The organism is Megasphaera massiliensis (assembly GCF_036305205.1).
Lineage (GTDB): Bacteria > Bacillota > Negativicutes > Veillonellales > Megasphaeraceae > Megasphaera > Megasphaera massiliensis.
The window spans coordinates 67,453-86,444 of sequence record NZ_JAXIXE010000027.1 but is presented as its reverse complement, the minus strand read 5'-3'; the positions used below and the strand labels follow the sequence as shown (position 1 = coordinate 86,444).

Below are 18,992 nucleotides of genomic sequence, written 5' to 3'. Positions count from 1 at the left end.
TCCTATATAATAGAAATATAAATGGCTTAGAGGAAATCCTTGATTTTTTCCCGCTTGCCCCAGTTGCGAAGCTTGCTCAACGCCTTGCCTTCAATCTGGCGGATACGTTCACGGGTGACGTTAAAGTGCTGCCCTACTTCTTCTAGGGTCCGCGGCCGGCCGTCTTTGAGGCCAAAGCGAAGGTAGAGGACCTTTCGTTCGCGGTCCGTGAGACACGAGAAGACGTCTTCGATCTGTTCTTTCAAGAGGATGAAGGACGCTGCGTCATCGGGGGCAACGGCTTCCGAGTCTTCGATGAAGTCGCCTAAGTGGGAGTCTTCTTCTTCGCCGATTGGCGTTTCGAGGGAGACCGGTTCCTGGGCGATCTTCATGATTTCCCGAACGCGTTCGACGGGGATATCCATCTTTTCAGCGATTTCTTCCGGAAGGGGTTCGCGGCCCTTGTCCTGGAGGAGCTGACGGGAAATGCGGATCAGTTTATTGATCGTTTCGACCATGTGGACCGGGATTCGAATGGTCCGGGCCTGGTCGGCAATGGCGCGGGTAATGGCCTGGCGGATCCACCAAGTAGCATAGGTACTGAATTTATAGCCCTTGCTGTAGTCGAATTTATCGACGGCTTTCAAGAGGCCCAGATTGCCTTCCTGAATGAGGTCGAGGAACAGCATGCCGCGGCCGACGTAGCGCTTGGCGATACTGACGACGAGACGCAGGTTGGCGTCGGTCAGTTTTTTCTTGGCAATGGTGCCGGCTTTGATATCTTCTTCCGTCGCATCGGGAGCGTTCCCTTGCTCAATGGCCTTAGCCAGGGTAATTTCTTCCGTTGCCGACAAGAGGGGCACGCGGCCGATTTCTTTTAAATACATGCGGACCGGGTCGTCGATGTTGATGCCTTCGGGCACGCTGAGGTCGACGGTATGCATATCCGGTACTTTTTCCGTATCTTCATCATCTATGTCATCACGATCGCGCATGGAGTCATCTTCTCCGATGATGTCGATGCCCTTATCGGCAAAGAGTTCATACATCTTGTCGATTTGGTCCGGCGTCAAGTCGTCTTCTTCCATGAGGTTCATGATTTCCGTATAGGTCAGGCTGCCCTTCTTCTGCCCCGTTTGCAGGAGTTGCTGTATGTGCTGCAGGGCCAGTTCCCGACGTTCTTTTTCCGTCAGGGCCGGTTTCGCCGACGCGTCTTTCTTCTTCGTCGTCTTGCGGCGTACGGTCTTCTTTGTCGTTTTATTCGTTTCGTTCATATCGTCTGTCTTTTTATTCACCATGGTGTACAGGCTCCTTTCTGCTCCTTAAGACCATTGCTTCATTTCATCGTTAATTTGTTTGCAGATGGCAAGCTCAGCTGCCAATCTTGCATCGCCCGTGCGGCTGTAGCCGGCAGCCAGGCGGCTGTGTTCAAGGTACTGTTTTTGCAGGTCCGCCAGGCGAAACCGTTTGACATAATCCATCAACACGTTTTCGTCCAACGGGACATCTTGCAGAACCATAATTCTTGCAACTTCTTCGGCCTCCTCAGGAGTTAATTTTTGCTGGATGTCATGTAGTGTGTACATCCCTTGGTGTGCATATGTATCTAATATAATTTGATAAATACGGCGGCGCCGTTCATCGGCAAAGAACACCGGGTCTACTTTCGCGCGGATGCGCTCACAAGCCGCCGGCTTTTCCAAGAGAAAGCGCAGGATGTTTTCTTCGGCGACTGCCATGGTTCCCGTGCCGCGGGCGGCAGCATTGTGCTGCGATACAGACGGCGAGATGACGACCTGCTGTTGTCCGGCCTCCGGATGGGCTGCGACGTATTTATTAAATTCACTGCGAACGGCGTCTTCGCCGATTTGCAGCTGACCGGCCATTTTTTTCAAAAAAGCCTCTAAGAGGACCCGATTGTCGACGGCGGCCACGACGGGGAGGACCATGGCCGTAATGGCCGACTTTCCTTCCAAGGTCGCCGCATCGTAAAGGGTCAGGGCCCGTCTCAGCATGTAGTCGAGAACGTTGGGCGCATCGCCTACGGCTTCCCGGAATTTATCCGGCCCGGCAGCATTGATGTATTCATCAGGGTCCTTCCCTTGAGGCAGGGACAGGATGCGAATGTGCATGCCGAGGCCTCTGACGATGGTCATGGCCCGCTGGGTGGCCTGGCGGCCGGCGCCGTCCATATCGTAGGCCAGGACGAGTTCTTTAGCCTGACGCTGGAGGAGCCGCGCCTGTTCATCTGTAAAGGACGTCCCCAAGGACGCTACGACGTTGTGAATGCCTCGGTTATGGGCCGAGATGACATCCATATAGCCTTCTACCAAAATGGCCCGCCCTTCTTCGAAAATCGCCTTATGGGCCATATCCATGGCAAACAAGAGGCGCCGTTTATTGAAGATCGGCGTTTCCGGGGAATTGAGGTATTTCGGCTTGCTGTCGTCGAGGACTCGCCCGCCGAAACCGACGATGCGGCTGCGGCCGTCGCGGATGGGAAACATGACCCGGCCGCGAAAAGCGTCGTAAAAGTGGCCGTTTTTTTCTTTTGCCAGACCCAGTGCAACCAGTTCTTTGCCGGTGACGCCCTTTTTCATAAAGGCGCCGGTCAGCTTATCCCAGCTGTCCGGTGCAAAGCCCAGCTTAAAGGCGTCAATCGTATCGCCCGATACGTGACGCTTGTGAAAATAGGCCAGCCCCGGTTCCCCGTAATGGGTCTTTACCAGGCAGTTATGGAAGAAATTCCCTGCCATTTCATTGATTTCATAGAGTCGGTCCCGCAGTTTATCGCGGGCTACTTCTTCAGCCGACCGTTCGATGACGGGCAGGGCAATATGGGCCCGTTCGGCCAATCGCTCGACGGCGTCTGCAAAGGAAAGGTTTTCTTTTTTCATAATGAACTGAAAAACGTCGCCATGGGCATGGCAGCCGAAGCAGTAGAAAAATCCCTTATCGGCCGTGACGCTGAAGGACGCCGTCTTTTCATTATGGAAAGGACAGCAGGCCCAAAAATTGCGGCCCCGTCTGTTCAGCGAGACGTAATCCGAGATGACGCTGACGATGTCATTGGCCTGGCGAACCTGTTCAATAAATTCGCTGGAAAACCGTTTCACTCCTTATCACCTGCTTTGTTTCAATTAAGCTGATGTATTTATATATTCTCTGTCGACCTGTCCAATTCCTTCTTTTTGAAAGGCCCTTTTCGCAGAAATGCCGAAAACGGATACATAGCCTTTCTATGTTATACTATTTCGACGCATAGCGTCAAGTTTCCTGTTTATGAAGATGAAATTTTCTCCATTTTCTCAAAATCAGCGTATTTCCTTGCTTGCGGGCTAAAATATAGCCCACCTCTTTTCCTGAAATGTGTGGATTTATTTATTTCTATTGGGTATAATAAGAATAGACAACGCCAAGATAGAGGAATATGCCAATGATTCATTTTACAGTCGGTCCGCTCCACCGGCCTACGACCGTAGCCGGCGCGATGAAACACTTCGGCGTCTCATCCACACTAAGACGCCGCATCAAGCACAGCGGCAGCTGTACCATCAACGGCCAGCCTGCCTCGACGCGCGATTTCGTCCGGGAAGGGGATGTCGTGTCCATCGTCATTCCCGTCAAAAACGAATTTGCACCCGAGGATATCCCCATCGGCATCGTCTACGAAGACGACTACCTCATGGTCATCGATAAGCCGGCAGGCATCTTAATGCATCCGACGTCGGCCGTTCGAGACGGGACGTTGGCCAACGCCGTGGCCTATCACTACGCCGCGACGGGTCAACACTGCTCATATCACCCCATGCATCGCCTCGATAAAAATACGTCGGGCCTGTGCATGGTCGCCAAAGAACCGCAGATTCAGTACGCCTTCGACAAAAAAGATCTCAGCTATAAACGGCTGTATCTGGCCATTTGTCAGGGACGATACCCTGCGCGGGTCACAACTGTACACGCCCCCATCGGAAGATGTCCCGACAGCATCATTACCCGCTGTGTCAGGCTCGACGGCAAGCCGGCTCATTCCGATTTCACCTGCCTGGCGAGGTCCTCTGAATACAGCCTGCTCCAAGTGGTGCTTCATACCGGACGGACTCATCAGATTCGGGTCCACAGCAGTTACCTCGGCTATCCCCTCTTAGGGGACGACCTCTACGGCGGTTCCCGCCGACTCATGCAGCGTCAGGCCCTCCACGCCTACTGCCTGCAGTTTACCCACCCCATGACACATCGCTTCATTACCGTTAATTCCCGGCTGCCTGAAGATATGGACGCCCTCGTCCGTCAGGCCGGCTGGAATTATATACATTAACACTATTCTATACGTAACTTGTAGGAGGAATGTAAACATGCCATTAATTGGAACTACAGAAATGTTTAAAAAAGCCTATGAAGGCCACTATGCCATCGGTGCATTCAACATCAACAACATGGAAATCGTCCAGGCTGTCACAGAAGCTGCTGCTGAATTGAAATCCCCGATCATCCTTCAGGCTTCGGCCGGTGCCCGCAAATATGCGAAACCGTCGTACTTGAAACATCTCGTAGCCGCAGCCCTGGAAGATTACGATCTCCCCATCGCCCTTCACCTCGACCACGGTGCTGACTTTGAAACCTGCAAAGACTGCATCGACAGCGGATTCACGTCTGTCATGATCGACGGCTCCAAACATTCTTTCGAAGACAATATTGCTTTGACGAAAAAAGTCGTTGAATATGCTCATTCCAAGGGCGTCGTCGTCGAAGGCGAACTCGGTCAGCTGGCCGGCATCGAAGACGATGTCAACGTCTCGGCTGAAGAAGCTCACTACACTCGTCCGGAAGAAGTCGAAGAATTCGTATCCCGCACGGGCGTCGATTCCTTGGCTATCGCTATCGGCACCAGCCACGGCGCTTTCAAATTCACTCCGGAACAGTGCACGCGCAACGCCGACGGCGTTCTCGTACCGCCGACGCTCCGCTTCGACATCCTCGAAGACATTTCCAAACGCCTGCCGGGCTTCCCGATCGTACTCCACGGTGCTTCCTCTGTCGTACCGGAATACGTCAAGATCATCAATTCCAACGGCGGCGACCTCGCTGATGCTGTCGGTATCCCCGAAGATCAGCTCCGCAAAGCAGCCTCTCTCTCGGTCTGCAAGATCAACATCGACTCTGACCTCCGTCTCGGCCTGACTGCCGGCATCCGCCAGCACATGGCTCAGCATCCGGATCACTTCGACCCGCGCCAGTACCTGACCGACGGCCGTCAGTTCGTTCACGACATCGTAGCTCACAAAATTAAATCCGTCCTCGGTTCGGAAGGTAAAGCCTAATCGCATGTCCTGCAAAAAAACTATTGATTTTTTCTGTGGCATATGGTAAAATTTTTTCTAGTGTTCTTGTAAATTAGGGAGGTGAATCCATTGCCGCAGATTAAATCCAACATGAAAACGATGGAAAAAGACGCAGCTCGTCATGCAGCTAACTCTCGAGTAAAATCTTCCGTTCATACCGCTATCCGCCGTACGAACGAAGCCATCCTCGGCGGTGACGCTGATGCCGTTAAACAGGCATTTGATAAAGCTAGCAGCGTAATCGACAGCGCCGCACGTAAAGGCGTTCTCCATAAAAATACGGCAGCTCGTAAAAAATCCCGTTTGGCTTCCAAAGTCAATGCGATGGGCAAATAAGTTGAACTGTAGAAAAAGCGTTGTCCTCTGAGACAACGCTTTTTTCGTATAAGGAGGTTTCTATGTTCCCCCATCGCAGCCAATGGCGTCATTTTCTGACCCTGTTTTTTCCCCTGCTCTTGACCCAGATGGCCCAAGTCGGCACGTCGGTCTTCAGCTCGATTTTCAGCGGCCGTGCCGGTACGGTCGATCTGGCCGGTGTCGCCGTTGCCGTCAACATCTGGATTCCCGTCTTTGCCGGCCTGTGCGGCATCTTCTTCGGCATCTCGCCGATCATCGCCCAGCTCCGCGGCGCCAAAAAGACGGAAGAGATTCCCATATATATCATGCAGAGCCTCTATCTGAGCCTGGCCTTTACGGTCGTGATTTTCCTCTTAGGCTATGTGCTGCTGCCGCCCTTTCTCGACTTCATGGGCCTTGAGCCAAAGGTTCATTATATTGCCTGGGAATATCTCAAGGCCCTGGCTTTGGGACTGGTTCCCATTTGTCTTCAGGCGACGATTCGCTACGTCGTCGACGCCCACGGCAAGACCCAGATATCGATGGCCATCCTCATGACCAACTTGGTTCTCACCATTATCCTCTTTCGCCTGCTCATCTTCGGCGCCGGCCCCATTCCGGCCATGGGCGGCATCGGCACGGGCTATGCCATTACCATCGCCGGCTGGGTGTCCTTTTTACTCTTCGTCGCCGTCCTGACCTTTATGGAACCCTTTCGCTCGTACGATTTATGGCGCCGCCTGCGTCCTTTCAGCTGGCATCACGCCTATCACCAGTTGGAACTGGGCATTCCCATCTTCATCGCCGTCTTCTGTGAGACCAGCCTCTTTTCCATCGTCAGCCTTTTGATGGCAGAATTCGGGACCTTATATCTCGCCGCCAACCAGGGCGCCATCAGCTTCACGACCTTGACCTATACCATTCCCTGGAGCATCAGCCTGGCGGCAACCATCGTCATCGGCTACGAAGTAGGCGCCAAAAACTATCAGGGTGCCCGGCAATACGCCGTTCTCTGTCAAATCACGGCCCTCATCATCGCCGTCGGCGTTACCTTATTCACCTACGTCTTCGTCGACGACATTGCCGCCATCTTTACGACGGATGCCGAAACCTTCCGGGCCCTCCGAACCTTCCTCTTGTGTGCCGTAGCCTTTGCCTTCTGCGATGCTATGGGTACGCCCGTCCAGGGGATCCTCCGCGGCTATAAAGACGTCCGCATCATTACCTACATCGCCTTTATCACCTACTGGTTCATCAGCATTCCCATGGGCTATGCCATGGCCCATCTCACGCCCTACGGCCCCTTCGGCTACTGGCTCAGCCTGATCATCAGCCTGGCCATCAACGCCGCGGCCCTCAACTGGCGGCTGTGGAAACAGACGGCCTGGCGTTTATCATAGTTATATAAAGGAGTTGATTCTATGCCAACGATTGAACAATTAACGGCCTACGCACAGGTATTACTGCAAAAAGGCCTCAATCTTCAAAAAGAACAGACCTTAGTCATCAATGCCCCCGTCGAAGGCCACGACTTCGTCACCTTACTGAGTAAAGAAGCCTACACCATGGGTGCCTCTGAAGTCGTCGTCAACTGGCGTTCCGACGACATGACCCGCCTGCGCTACGAACACGAAGACCTGTCGTCTTTTGAGTCCCTGCCCGACTGGCGCCGCGACTTCAGCCTTCATTACTATCATAAAAAAGCGGCCTTCCTGAGCCTCATTTCGGCCAATCCCAAACTCCTGAGCGGCATCGATACGAAGAAAATCTTTGCCCAGCAAAAGGCGCACAATAAGGCCTTAAAAGAATATATCGACGGCATGATGGCCTCGAAGACGACGTGGCTCGTCGCCGCCGTACCGAGCGCCGTCTGGGCCAAGCTCCTCTATCCTGATCTTGACGCCGACAAAGCCTATGACGCCCTTTGGAACCAGATTCTCCAATCGTCAAGAGCCGATGGAAAAGACCCCTTGGCCGACTGGGATGCCCATCTGGCCAACCTCAAGGCCCGCCGGACGTGGATGACGAATCAGCACTTCACGAGCCTTCACTACACCAACAGCCTGGGCACGGATCTTACCGTCGGCCTTCCCGATAACCATATCTGGCAGGGCGGCATGGAAGAAACGGCAAGCGGCATCTTATTCAATGCCAACGTGCCGACGGAAGAAATCTACTCGGCTCCCAAGGCCGATGCCGTAAACGGTACGGTATACAGTACGCGGCCCCTCGTATACAACGGCAACACCATCGATCAATTCCACCTGACCTTTAAAGACGGCAAGGTCGTCGACGCCGCCGCTAAAGTCGGTGAAGACGTCTTACAGAAGCTCGTCGCCGTCGATGAAGGCGCCGGCCGCCTGGGCGAAGTGGCCCTCATCCCCTACGCCTCTCCCATTTCCCTGTCGGGCATCTTATTCTACGAAACCTTATTTGATGAAAATGCCTCCTGCCATTTAGCCCTGGGCGCGTCGTACCCGACCTGCCTTGAAGGCGGCACAGAACTCGACAAAGAAGGCCTTTCTAAAGCCGGCCTCAACGATTCCATGATCCACGTCGACTTCATGGTCGGTTCCAAAGACCTTACCATTACGGGCCTAAAAAAAGACGGCACCGTCGTCCCTGTATTCACCAACGGAAACTGGGCCGAGTAAAGATTACTTATTGACAACGGCAAAAAGCCGTGCTATTATAAGTTGCAACAACGATATACCTTTCATCCAGAGCAGCTGAGGGACTGGCCCGATGACGCTGCGGCAACCCCCATTCGGGAAGGTGCCAAGTCCACCGGAACATTCCGACAGATGAAGTAACACCGTATTGACGGCCGTCATCTGCATGACGGCCTTTTTTATTGTCTTTATCCCTGTACGCCTGGCTCAAGGAGTGATACTGTGATTACCTTAAAGAACATTACCAAAACCTACGGCGGCGCTGCCCAAATCCAAGCCTTAAAGGGCATCAACCTGACCATCGAAGACGGCGAGATCTTCGGCATCATCGGCAAGAGCGGCGCCGGTAAATCGACCCTCGTCCGCTGCATCAATATGCTGGAAAAACCGACCAGCGGCGAAGTCATCATCGACGACAAAGACCTGTGCAAAATGAGCGAATCCCAGCTTCGGGCAGAACGCAAAAATATCGGCATGATTTTCCAGCACTTCAACCTCCTCTCCTCGCGGACGGTTGCCGAAAACATCGCCTTCCCCTTGGAACTGGTCGGCGCCTCGAAAGACGTCATCCATAAAAAAGTCGAATCCCTGTTGGAACTGGTCGGCCTCAGCGACCGCGCTGCCAACTATCCGTCTCAGCTCTCAGGCGGTCAAAAACAGCGCGTCGGCATTGCCCGTGCCCTGGCCAGCGACCCCAAGATTCTCCTTTGCGACGAAGCGACGTCGGCCCTCGACCCGCAGACGACGAAATCCATCTTGGAACTCCTCCAGGACATCAACCAGCGCCTGGGCATTACCATCGTCATCATCACCCATGAAATGGCCGTCGTCCAAAACATCTGCCATCGGGCAGCCGTCATCGAAGGCGGCGTCATCAAGGAACTGGGCCGCGTCGTCGACATCTTCACCAATCCCCAGTCCCAGACCATGAAGGACTTCGTCACGTCCGTCATCAACATGGAACTGCCGAAGGGGATCAAGAATCTCGGCGTCTCCGACCAACCGACGCCGGACCGGGATATGCTCGTCCGCCTGCGCTTTAAAGGTCAGGCTACCCATGAACCGGTCGTCTCGGAAATCGTCAGCACCTTCCACGTCAAGGTCAGCGTTCTCTACGGCAACATCGACTACATCCAGGATGAACCTTTCGGTTACTTGATCATCGTCATCATGGGCGATATGGAAACCCAGGCCAAGGCCTTCTCGTATATTAAAACATTACCGATAGGAAGTGAGGTATTAGGTTATGTCCCAAGAAATCATTAAGTTAATGCTCCAAGGCATTGAAGAAACGTTCTATATGGTCGCCGTAGCCACGGTCATCGCCGGCATCATCGGCATTCCCCTGGGCGTCACCTTAGTCACGACCAGCAAGGGCCACATCCTGCAAAACCTCTTCATCAACCGGATTTTGGGCACCATCGTCAACATCATCCGTTCCGTGCCCTTCATCATCCTCATGGTGGCCATCATCCCCTTGACCCGACTCATTGCCGGCACGTCCATCGGTACGGCAGCGGCCTGCGTCCCCTTGACCATCGTCGCCATTCCCTTCCTCAGCCGCCTCGTCGAAACGTCGATCCGCGATGTCGATTACGGCCTCGTCGAAGCTGCTGAATCCATGGGCGCTACGCCTTTCCAGATCATCCGCAAGGTCCTCCTGCCGGAAGCCCTGCCGACGATCATCAACAACGTTACGGTCCTCATCGTCAACCTCATCGGCGCATCGGCCATGGCCGGTGCCATCGGTGGCGGCGGCCTCGGGGACATCGCCATCCGCTACGGCTACCAGCGCTTCCGTCCCGACGTCATGTTAGCGACGATCATCATCCTCATCGTCGTCGTCAACCTCATCCAGTACGGCGGCGACCTGGCATCGCATAAGAAGAATAAAAAATAACAGATCTGCCAAAAAAGACATGAACAGCTATTTTCGGTTCATGTCTTTTTTTATATCCCTTGGTCACACGCTCCTTGCGCAGAACGTTACATTCAGCCGCAAATAAATGCTTCATAGCCGAAGTGAGGCATACCCTATCGATCAAGCTTCCATCGCTTAGGCAGCGCGTCATAAAAAGACGCACTCAGGACACGACAAAAAACGCCCTGCGAACGGGAATGTCCGCAAGACGTTGTTGTATAAGCTTTCTTATGCTTCTAATTGACCGACGATATCGCTGATATGGGCGATGCCCTGGTCTTTACAGTATTGGTCGAGGCCTTCGGCGACGGTTTCGACAGCTCGGGGGTCGACGAAGTTATGGGCGCCGACAGCGACCGTGCTGGCGCCGGCCAGCATGAATTCTACCGCATCCTGCCAAGTCACAATACCACCGAGGCCGAGGATGGGAATAGATACGGCCTTCGACGCCTGCCAAACCATGCGCAGGGCGATGGGCTTTATGGCAGGACCGGACAGGCCGCCGGTGATGTTGCCCAAGATGGGCCGACGCGTCGTGATGTCGATGGCCATGCCGGTCAGGGTGTTGATGAGAGAAATGGCATCGGCACCGGCTGCTTCGACAGCCTTGGCCATGGTCGTAATGTCCGTAACGTTGGGCGATAATTTGACGATGACCGGCTTTTTCGTGTTGTCCTTGACACTGCGCGTAACGGCGGCAGCCGCTTCGGGCTGGGTACCGAAGACGATGCCCCCTTCTTTGACGTTGGGGCAGGAAATATTGACTTCAAGGCCTGCGACGCCGTCGACGTCGAGGTCGGCTGCGATTTTTCCGTATTCTTCGACGCTGCCGGCGGAGACATTGACGATGAGCGGCGTTTGACAGGAAGCCGTTACCTTCGGCAGGATGTCCCGTTTAAAGGCGTCGACACCGGGGTTTTCCAAACCGATGCAGTTGAGCATGCCTGCCGGCGTTTCGGCGACGCGGACACCGGGATTGCCCGGCCGCGGCAAGGGCGTAATCCCTTTGGAAATGATGGCCCCGACGGCGTCGAGGTCGAGAAAGTCACTGTATTCGATGCCGAATCCGAAGGTTCCCGATGCCCCCATGACGGGCGTTTTCATCGAGATACCGGCAAATTCGACGGCAATCCGTTCACTGATCATCAGAAGACCTCCTTTGCCGAAAATACGGGTCCGTCGCTGCAGACTTTATAGCGCTTGCCGTCCAGCTTGCTTTCAAAGGTACAGCCCAGACAGACGCCGAAGCCGCAGGCCATCCGTTTTTCCATGGAGACTTCGCAGTCGATGCCGGCCTTGGCCGATCCTTCGGCAATGGTCTTCATCATCATCGTCGGACCGCAGACCGATACGCGATCGATAGGATGCTCGGAAAAGATGGTCGGCAGGGCATCGACGGCAAAGCCTTTGATTCCCTTAGAGCCGTCATCAGTAGTGACATAAATCTGTTCGGCATAGGGTTCAAAGAACTCCGTCCAAAACGTTTCGGCTGCCGTCTTGCCGGCGACGAGCACGATGGGATGATCAAGCTGTTTCGCCAAGAAGATGAGCGGCGCCAGGCCCACGCCGCCGCCGGCCAGGAGGACCTTCCCCGGCGTCGTCGTAAAGATGCCGTCGCCCAAGGGCCCTTCGACGTTGATCATATCGCCGGGACGGAGGTCCTTCATTTCTTCCGTGCCGACGCCGACCAAGCGGTAAATAATGGTCACCGTTCCCGCATCGACATCGGCATCGACGATGCCGAAGGGACGGCGCAAAAAGGTCTGTCCCCCATCGCGATGGACGTTGACAAATTGACCGGCCTTGGCTTCCTTGGCCGTCTTCGGCGCTTGGAAGACCATTTTCCAAACTTCCGGAATGATGGCTGTATTTTCGACAATGGTCGCCATTTCCACAAATTTTTTCACCCTCTGATCATCCTTCCTCATTTCTATATAGCGATTCTATTATTCCACAAATTGCTCAAAAAGTCCACATCTGAGTTGACGCCTTTTAGATCTCTTCACCCTATCATTGACTCCGCGTAACGATTCTGCTACACTGATTGTATCAGGAACCATGTTCTGCTGTTGAACAGCAGACAAGCCTTCGCGGTTTGCCATCCTATGTACGTCACTTGTGGCGTATTGGATGGGCATGGCCCTTTTTTTATGATATCATGAAATAGCCTTACTTATGTTTCTAATCGAAGCGGCTAACATCGACTCATGCACGATCCCTGTTGTCCATTTTTGACGCCGGACTGTCCTTTGCCTTTAGATGATGTGACGGTTTTGCGCCTTATCAAGGCTGCCTTCGATTGCCGGATCTCAGCTCGGACTCTTTTGAAGGTATTATTGACGCCAGTTCGTAATTCGGCTATACTTATGGGACTAGGAACCATGTTCTGTCGTTTGTGAACGACAGACAGACCGTCACGGTTTGCCACTGATGTACACCATTTACGGTGTATTGGTGGACATGGCTCTTTTTTATGGACTCCTAACGGGAGATTCCCTTCATAATCCTTTCCTTGGCGAAAAAAGCAGTCTGCTGCTTCATGAACAGCAGGCTGCTTTTCCATGCGTAATACCAAAGATCAATACTGCCGCCGCTTGCCGATTTCTTTTCGCATCTTTTCCATATTGCCCCGGAAAAGGCTCTTTTCCTGCATGGCAATCCGCGTGTAGAGGACATCGCCAATGGCCATGTGGATCAAGCGCGAGGCCCCGGCTTCCGACGTGTACTGGACTTCGCGGCCCATGCCGCAGAGGCAGATATCGGCTTCTTCCGCCAGGAGCGACCGGCCGTGGCTGGTGATGACGATGATGCCGGCACCGGCCTTCTTGGCCGCCCGAACGGACTGGAGGAGTTCCTTTGTAGCCCCACTGTGAGAGACGGCAATGACGACGTCGTCGGCCGTCATCAGGGCTGCTTCGGTAACCTGCATATGGGAATCGGATTCGGCCCGGATGGCCAAGCCCAGGCGCAAAAACCGGGTCTCCATATCGGCACAAACCGTGGCCGAATTGCCGAAGCCGAAGACATAGACTCTGTTGGCCGCCAAAACCATAGCCGCCGCCCTATCGAGGGCCTCATAATCGAGGAGACTCAGCGTATCCTGAAGTCCTTCAGATATATTGGCAAAGATTTTGGAGGCTACGTCGCGGCCGCCGTCGCCGGACGCAATATCGTGAAAATCTTTTTGCGGCGCTGTCGACAGCCCTGCGGCCAACATCACTTTCAATTCTTTCAGGCCGCTGCAGCCTAATTTCTTACAAAACCGTGAAATGGTGATTTCTGAACTTTCCGTCTGCGCCGCCAAGTCGGCTACGGTCTGTTCCATGACGACGCCGGCGTGATTGGCAATATAATCGGCAATACGGCGCTCTGACTTGGTCAGACCGCCGTATACACTGCGCAGGACGGGAAATCGCTGGATGTTTGCTTCTTCCATAAGATTCTCTCCTACTCATTATTTACTTTCTTATTTTACCCTACAAATACGTTTAAGACAAGGACGCCGATGAGGCCCATGACGGCGATGATCGTTTCCAGGGCGCACCACGTGCGGACCGTTTCTTTGATGGTCAAGCCGAAAAATTCTTTGAACAACCAGAAACCGGGATCATTGGGCGGGCTGAAGATGAGTGACCCGGCACCGGTTGCCAGGACCATCAATTCCGGGTTGGCACCGGTAGCGACCGCAATAGGAGCGGCAATCCCGCCGGCCGTGAGGGCTGCGACGGTGGCCGAACCGCAGGCCGTGCGGATGACGGCAGCTACCAGCCAAGCCAGGAAGAGCGGCGAGAGGTCGGAGTTAGCGACAAGTTCCCCGATATAAAGACCGAGGCCACTGTCGATGAGGACCTGCTTCAAGGCACCGCCGCCGCCGACGATGAGTAAAATCATGGCAATGGCAAGGACCGCATCCTGTACGGTCTTCATGACGTCTTCCATCGATTTGCCGCGGCCGATACCGAAGGTATAGATAGCGATGGCCACCGAAATGGTCAGGGCAATATCGGGCTGGCCGAAGAAGGTCAGGACGTGACGCAGGGGCAAATCAGCATCCATGGTCAATTTAGAGATAGCCGATGCGGCCATGAGGATGACCGGAACCAGGGCCGTAAAGACGGAGATGCCGAAGCTTGGCATTTCTTCGTCCTTAAAGATTTTCGGATTGTACATACCCTTGGGGATTTCCGGATTGATATCCTTGGTCAAGTTGCAGTACAAGGGGCCGGCGACGATGGCCGTCGGAATGGCAATGGCAGCGCCATACAATAAGGTCGTGCCGATATCGGCATTATAGATGATGGCAATGGCCGTCGGACCGGGATGAGGCGGCAGGAAACCGTGGGTGACCGACAGAGCCGCTGCCATGGGGATACCGACTTCGAGGAGAGGGATTTTCGCTTCCGCGGCGATAGTAAAGACTAAAGGAATGAGAAGGACGAAGCCGATTTCATAGAACAAGGCGATGCCGACGATGAAGCCCGTCAGGCAGACGGCCCATTTTACCTTTTCCCGTCCGAAGACGTTAATCAGCGTCGTGGCGATGCGCTGGGCGCCGCCGCTTTCGGCCATGAGCTTGCCCAGCATGGCGCCGAAGGATACGACGATGGCAAGGCCGCCTAAGGTACCGCCAAGGCCCTTTTCAATGGTCGGGATCAATTGATCGATAGGCATGCCTTCAGCAAGGCCGACGAGGCCGGCGACGAGGAGCAAGGCCAGAAAACTATTGAGTTTTACTTTTACAATGAGGAAAAATAAGATGAGAATGCCAATGGCAAGGATGACGAGTGGCATGATGAAAAACCCCCTTTATTTCGTATAGTGTTCGTGCCACTGATGATGGAAGGTACCTTCTTTATCGACGCGCTTAAAGGTATGAGCTCCGAAGTAATCGCGCAGGGCCTGGATGAGGTTAGCCCCAACCTTAGGGCTGCTGTAGGCATCGACGTACTGGAGTGCTGCCGAGAAAGCCGGAATGGGAAGTCCCTGACTGACGGCGAGGCCGATGATGCGGCGCAGGGCACCTTGGTTGTCATTGATTTTTTTGAGGAAGAAATCGTCGAACAAAAGGTTGTCGAGGTCGGGATTCTTGCCGTAAGCTTCGGTGATCTTGGTCAAAAATTCGGCCTGGATGATGCAGCCGGCCCGGAAAATGGAAGCGATGGCGCCGTAATCAAGATGCCAGTCATACGTTTCCGAAGCGCTCTTATAGAGGGAGAAGCCTTGGGCGTAGGCGACGATTTTAGCGGCGTACAGGCTCTGGCGGACGGCTTCGATGAAATCGTCCCCGCTCTCGGGCGTAATAGCCGGTCGGACGATGGCCTGCTGCGCTTTGACACGGCTCGGTGCATTGGACATGACCCGGGCGTTGCAGGCTGCCGTAATCATGGAGATATCGACGCCTTGTTTCATCGATTCGATGCTGGTCCAGCGACCGGTCCCCTTCTGGCCGGCGGCGTCGACGATCTTGTCGAGGACCTGACCGCCGTCTTCGTCGTCTTCGGCAAAGATATCGGCGGCGATACCGATGAGGAAGCTCTTGAGTTCCCCTTGGTTCCAGTCGTGGAAAATCTTGGAGATAGCCGCGTTATCATAGCCGCCGACGTATTTCAGCAACAAATAAGCTTCGGCAATGAGCTGCATATCGGCGTATTCGATGCCGTTGTGAACCATCTTGACGTAGTGGCCGGCACCGTCGGAACCGATATAGGTGCAGCAAGGCTTGCCGTCCGAGGCTTTGGCGGCAATGGCTTCATAAATGGGCTGGATTTCGGCGTACGTTTCCTTATTGCCGCCGGGCATGATAGCCGGGCCGCGGCGGGCTCCCGTTTCCCCGCCGGAAATGCCCATGCCGTAGAAGTGAATCCCCGCTTCTTGGCAGCGTTCGCAGCGGCGCTGAGTATCACCGAAGTAGGAGTTGCCGCCGTCGATGATGATATCTCCCTTATCGAGGCGCGAGAGGAGCTGGTCGATCATGCTGTCGACAGGCGCTCCGGCCATGATCATGAGCATGATTTTGCGCGGCCGTTTGAGGGAGGCCAGGAATTCATCGAGTTCTAAAAAACCATGGATCTTATCGTGAGGCCGTTCTTCGAGGAATTTTTCCGTCAAATCCGGCGTGTAGTTGTATACAGCGACGTCATAACCGTGGTCGGCCATGTTGAGGGCCAGGTTACTGCCCATAACAGCCATGCCGACGACGCCAATATCATGAAGCATCATAAGTACATCCCCTTTTCTGCTGAAAATGATTATTTTGATTTCTGCTGGTATGCCGCAATATCGGCAAATTCACCTTGTAATTTTTGGTAGAGACGAGTGAAAATATCGTAGAGCTCACGGTATACGGCGGCGTTTTCTTCAATGGGCGTATAGACTTTCTTGGCGTGAACCAAGTTGGCCGTATCGGCGATGCTCTTTAATTTACCGCTTGAAATGAAGCCCAGGACGGCGGCACCAAAGGCTGCGCCTTCACTGTTGTCGGGCAAGGTAATCGGTTCATTGAAGACATCTGACATGATCTGAAGCCAGAGCTTCGATTTGGTAAAGCTGCCGCTGACCCGGATGTCCTTGACCTCGCCGAATTCCCGCAGGGCGGCCATGACGCTGTTCAAGCTGTAGCAAATGCCTTCCATGACGGCACGGATCATATGGGATCGACTGTGATTGAGGGAAAAGCCGAAGAACATGCCCCGCAGTTCGGAGTTCCAGTGCGGTGCCCGTTCGCCCGTAAAGCAAGGCAGGCAGATGAGGCCGTCGGCACCGGCATCGACGTGTTCGGCCTTCATGGTCATCAGGTCGTAGGGATCGATGTCGAGCATTTCCAGGGCGTTTCCGCCGTAATGGCAAATCTTGTCACGGACCCAGCGCAGGATCATGCCGCCGTTGTTGATGGCCCCGCCGGCGACCCACATGTCGTCAGTCAGGTTGTAGCACCAAGTACGCATCTGCGGATCGATCTTAGGTTGACGGGTCAGCATGCGAAGAGCCCCACTGGTACCGATGGTACCGCTGATCTGTCCCGGTTCGACGGCACCGATGCCGACGTTGACCAAGACGCCGTCTGTGGCGCCGATGACGACGGGAAGGCCTTCGGAAAGGCGAAGATCCTTGGCTGCCTTTTCACTCAGTCCATGGCTGTACGTCGTCGAGACGACGGGCGGAAGCTGGTCTTTGGTGATACCGGCATAGGCGATGATTTCGTCGTCCCATTCAAGGGTGTGTTCGTTGTACATGCCCGTCGTGCTGGCCGTCGACTTATCGACGAGCCACTCACCGGTCAGATGATAGTATAAGTAATCTTTCAGGGAACCGACGAAACGCATTTGGCGGAACAGTTCGGGCTGGTTCTGACGGAGCCAGATGATTTTGGCCAAGGGATAGCAGGCGTGAATCGGGCAGCCTGTCCGTTCGTAGAAAGAGCGGCACAAGGCTTCGTCTTTCTTCATGTCCCGGACGATGGCAGCACTGCGGCTGTCGGCCCAGGTCTGCATATCATGGAGAGGTTCAAAATTTTCGTCGAGGGCGGCAAAGCTGTGCATGGCCGTACTCAAGGCAATGCCTGCCAGTTCCTTATTCTTATAGCGGAGCTGGCCTGTCGTCTTACGGATGACATCCTGGACGGCTTCGAGAATCTGGAGCGGGCTTTCTTCGGCCCAATCGGGACGAGGTGTCAACAACGGATAAAAGGCTTCGGATGAGCAGACATTGATCCCCTCTTCCGTATAAGCAATGGCACGGACACCGGTCGTTCCGACATCGACGCCAATCCAGACTTCCTGATTGGCGGAATCCATCGGCGTAATTGTATTCATAAGTCATACTTCCTTTCATGAATCATGGCTAGTCTTTTCGATGCCCTTATGATACCACGCCTATTTCCTAAATGCAATAAAAAATATCATTTTTAATTTTATATTTTGATATTTTTATTTCATAAGAAAGACTTTTTCTATGCTAAAAAGGCAATCATCCTTCCTGACGATGACCGCCTTGCTCCATTTCCCTTCCTGTGGTATAGTTATCTTGGTATATATAGATATATATGATCGTTTTGTTGGCTGAGCCTATTCAGTCACCCATCTAGGAGGGATTTTCCATGAAGGTTATCTTATTAAATGGCAGCCGCCGCGAAAAGGGCTGCACCTATACGGCCCTGTCCGTCGTCGCCGATACGCTCCGTGAAAACGGCATCGATGCGGAAATCATCCACGCCGTCCCTGATAAAGCCGTCGTCACGGCCGTTGCGGAAAAGTTGAATGCAGCTGACGGCCTGGTTATCGGTTCTCCGGTCTACTGGGCTTCGCCGACAGGCGAAATCATGTCCTTCATGGACCAATTAGCCGGCATGGCAGGTTCGGCCTTGGTCCATAAAGTCGGTGCTACCGTCGCCTCTGCCCGCCGGGCCGGCACGACGGCGACCTTAGACGTCCTCAATAAATACCTGGCCTACCATCAGATGATCAGCGTCGCTTCGAGTTACTGGCCCATGGTCCACGGCAACACGCCGGACGAAGTCAAACGCGACGAAGAAGGCCTTCAGATCATGCGCACCTTAGGCCGCAACATGGCCTGGATTTTGAAATGCATCGAAGCCGGGAAAAAAGCCGGTATCGACGCACCTCAGACGGAAGCCAAGATCATGACCAACTTCATCCGCTGATTTTTTTCTTCCAGCCAATCAATCCGTACAGTCCCGCACTGTACGGATTTTCTCATATCCCTCTTTCCAAAAGTGTTGTCGTT

General features: G+C 54.0%; 16 protein-coding genes and 1 riboswitch. Of the genes, 8 read left to right on the top strand and 8 right to left on the bottom strand.

The genetic code is table 11. The features are described from left to right. Window positions 1-26 precede the first annotated feature (26 nt). Window positions 27-1,277, bottom strand: a complete 1,251-nt coding sequence (rpoD, locus tag UCI88_RS05260) for an RNA polymerase sigma factor RpoD (protein WP_256179545.1) — start codon at window positions 1,275-1,277, stop codon at window positions 27-29. Window positions 1,278-1,301: 24 nt separating this feature from the next. Next, entirely contained in the window at window positions 1,302-3,095 is a 1,794-nt protein-coding gene (gene dnaG / locus UCI88_RS05255; protein WP_044503932.1) for a DNA primase, read from the bottom strand. A gap of 320 nt (window positions 3,096-3,415) precedes the next feature. Here dnaG and UCI88_RS05250 point away from each other — a divergent pair, with 320 nt between their 5' ends. The 7 genes from UCI88_RS05250 (at window position 3,416) to UCI88_RS05220 (ending at window position 10,229) form a co-directional block, all read left to right on the top strand. Further along, the gene (locus UCI88_RS05250; protein ID WP_044503933.1) at window positions 3,416-4,297 is read left to right on the top strand and encodes an RluA family pseudouridine synthase; all 882 of its coding nucleotides are present in this window, start codon (window positions 3,416-3,418) and stop codon (window positions 4,295-4,297) included. A 37-nt stretch (window positions 4,298-4,334) separates the two neighbouring features. Next, on the top strand, window positions 4,335-5,300 hold the full coding sequence (gene fba, locus UCI88_RS05245; RefSeq protein WP_044503934.1) for a class II fructose-1,6-bisphosphate aldolase: 966 nt from the start codon (window positions 4,335-4,337) through the stop codon (window positions 5,298-5,300). A 90-nt stretch (window positions 5,301-5,390) separates the two neighbouring features. Further along, entirely contained in the window at window positions 5,391-5,657 is a 267-nt protein-coding gene (gene rpsT / locus UCI88_RS05240; protein WP_044503935.1) for a 30S ribosomal protein S20, read from the top strand. Window positions 5,658-5,719: 62 nt separating this feature from the next. Then, window positions 5,720-7,057 carry an MATE family efflux transporter gene (locus tag UCI88_RS05235; protein ID WP_044503936.1) on the top strand — a complete coding sequence of 446 codons (1,338 nt, stop codon included), beginning with the start codon at window positions 5,720-5,722 and terminating at the stop codon, window positions 7,055-7,057. A 21-nt stretch (window positions 7,058-7,078) separates the two neighbouring features. Beyond that, on the top strand, window positions 7,079-8,311 hold the full coding sequence (locus UCI88_RS05230; protein ID WP_256179546.1) for an aminopeptidase: 1,233 nt from the start codon (window positions 7,079-7,081) through the stop codon (window positions 8,309-8,311). A 59-nt stretch (window positions 8,312-8,370) separates the two neighbouring features. Continuing rightward, window positions 8,371-8,468: riboswitch (SAM riboswitch) on the top strand. A gap of 83 nt (window positions 8,469-8,551) precedes the next feature. Continuing rightward, window positions 8,552-9,595, top strand: a complete 1,044-nt coding sequence (locus UCI88_RS05225) for a methionine ABC transporter ATP-binding protein (RefSeq protein ID WP_225069536.1) — start codon at window positions 8,552-8,554, stop codon at window positions 9,593-9,595. Next, window positions 9,576-10,229, top strand: coding sequence for a methionine ABC transporter permease (locus UCI88_RS05220; RefSeq protein ID WP_044503940.1), 654 nt, complete (start codon window positions 9,576-9,578; stop codon window positions 10,227-10,229). The genes UCI88_RS05225 and UCI88_RS05220 overlap by 20 nt, the downstream gene beginning before the upstream one ends. Before the next feature lie 249 nt (window positions 10,230-10,478). Here the strand turns inward: UCI88_RS05220 and UCI88_RS05215 are convergent, their stop codons facing one another. From UCI88_RS05215 to UCI88_RS05190, 6 genes are all read right to left on the bottom strand, one after another. Further along, window positions 10,479-11,396, bottom strand: a complete 918-nt coding sequence (locus UCI88_RS05215) for a dihydroorotate dehydrogenase (RefSeq protein WP_256179547.1) — start codon at window positions 11,394-11,396, stop codon at window positions 10,479-10,481. Further along, window positions 11,396-12,157 (bottom strand): dihydroorotate dehydrogenase electron transfer subunit, encoded by a 762-nt coding sequence (locus UCI88_RS05210; RefSeq protein WP_256179548.1) that lies wholly within the window; start codon window positions 12,155-12,157, stop codon window positions 11,396-11,398. Before UCI88_RS05210 ends, UCI88_RS05215 begins: the two co-directional genes overlap by 1 nt. A gap of 671 nt (window positions 12,158-12,828) precedes the next feature. After that, window positions 12,829-13,686 carry a MurR/RpiR family transcriptional regulator gene (locus tag UCI88_RS05205; protein ID WP_256179549.1) on the bottom strand — a complete coding sequence of 286 codons (858 nt, stop codon included), beginning with the start codon at window positions 13,684-13,686 and terminating at the stop codon, window positions 12,829-12,831. Between the two features lie 35 nt (window positions 13,687-13,721). Continuing rightward, entirely contained in the window at window positions 13,722-15,041 is a 1,320-nt protein-coding gene (locus tag UCI88_RS05200; RefSeq protein WP_044503944.1) for a gluconate:H+ symporter, read from the bottom strand. 15 nt (window positions 15,042-15,056) lie between these two features. After that, window positions 15,057-16,469, bottom strand: coding sequence for a decarboxylating NADP(+)-dependent phosphogluconate dehydrogenase (gene gnd / locus UCI88_RS05195; protein ID WP_256179550.1), 1,413 nt, complete (start codon window positions 16,467-16,469; stop codon window positions 15,057-15,059). 29 nt (window positions 16,470-16,498) lie between these two features. Beyond that, window positions 16,499-18,061, bottom strand: a complete 1,563-nt coding sequence (locus UCI88_RS05190) for a gluconokinase (protein ID WP_256179551.1) — start codon at window positions 18,059-18,061, stop codon at window positions 16,499-16,501. A 284-nt stretch (window positions 18,062-18,345) separates the two neighbouring features. Between UCI88_RS05190 and UCI88_RS05185 the strand changes: the two genes are divergently transcribed. Further along, complete coding sequence (locus UCI88_RS05185; protein WP_256179552.1) at window positions 18,346-18,909, top strand: flavodoxin family protein; 564 nt, start codon at window positions 18,346-18,348, stop codon at window positions 18,907-18,909. The last annotated feature ends 83 nt before the right edge of the window (window positions 18,910-18,992 follow it).

Excerpts from the sequence above, each read along its gene's own strand:
- rpoD (WP_256179545.1), bottom strand. The coding sequence starts at position 1,277 with ATGGTGAATAAAAAGACAGACGATATGAACGAAACGAATAAAACGACA.
- UCI88_RS05250 (WP_044503933.1), top strand. The coding sequence starts at position 3,416 with ATGATTCATTTTACAGTCGGTCCGCTCCACCGGCCTACGACCGTAGCC.
- fba (WP_044503934.1), top strand. The coding sequence starts at position 4,335 with ATGCCATTAATTGGAACTACAGAAATGTTTAAAAAAGCCTATGAAGGC.
- UCI88_RS05235 (WP_044503936.1), top strand. The coding sequence starts at position 5,720 with ATGTTCCCCCATCGCAGCCAATGGCGTCATTTTCTGACCCTGTTTTTT.
- UCI88_RS05230 (WP_256179546.1), top strand. The coding sequence starts at position 7,079 with ATGCCAACGATTGAACAATTAACGGCCTACGCACAGGTATTACTGCAA.
- UCI88_RS05220 (WP_044503940.1), top strand. The coding sequence starts at position 9,576 with ATGTCCCAAGAAATCATTAAGTTAATGCTCCAAGGCATTGAAGAAACG.
- UCI88_RS05215 (WP_256179547.1), bottom strand. The coding sequence starts at position 11,396 with ATGATCAGTGAACGGATTGCCGTCGAATTTGCCGGTATCTCGATGAAA.
- UCI88_RS05205 (WP_256179549.1), bottom strand. The coding sequence starts at position 13,686 with ATGGAAGAAGCAAACATCCAGCGATTTCCCGTCCTGCGCAGTGTATAC.
- UCI88_RS05200 (WP_044503944.1), bottom strand. The coding sequence starts at position 15,041 with ATGCCACTCGTCATCCTTGCCATTGGCATTCTCATCTTATTTTTCCTC.
- gnd (WP_256179550.1), bottom strand. The coding sequence starts at position 16,469 with ATGATGCTTCATGATATTGGCGTCGTCGGCATGGCTGTTATGGGCAGT.
- UCI88_RS05190 (WP_256179551.1), bottom strand. The coding sequence starts at position 18,061 with ATGAATACAATTACGCCGATGGATTCCGCCAATCAGGAAGTCTGGATT.
- UCI88_RS05185 (WP_256179552.1), top strand. The coding sequence starts at position 18,346 with ATGAAGGTTATCTTATTAAATGGCAGCCGCCGCGAAAAGGGCTGCACC.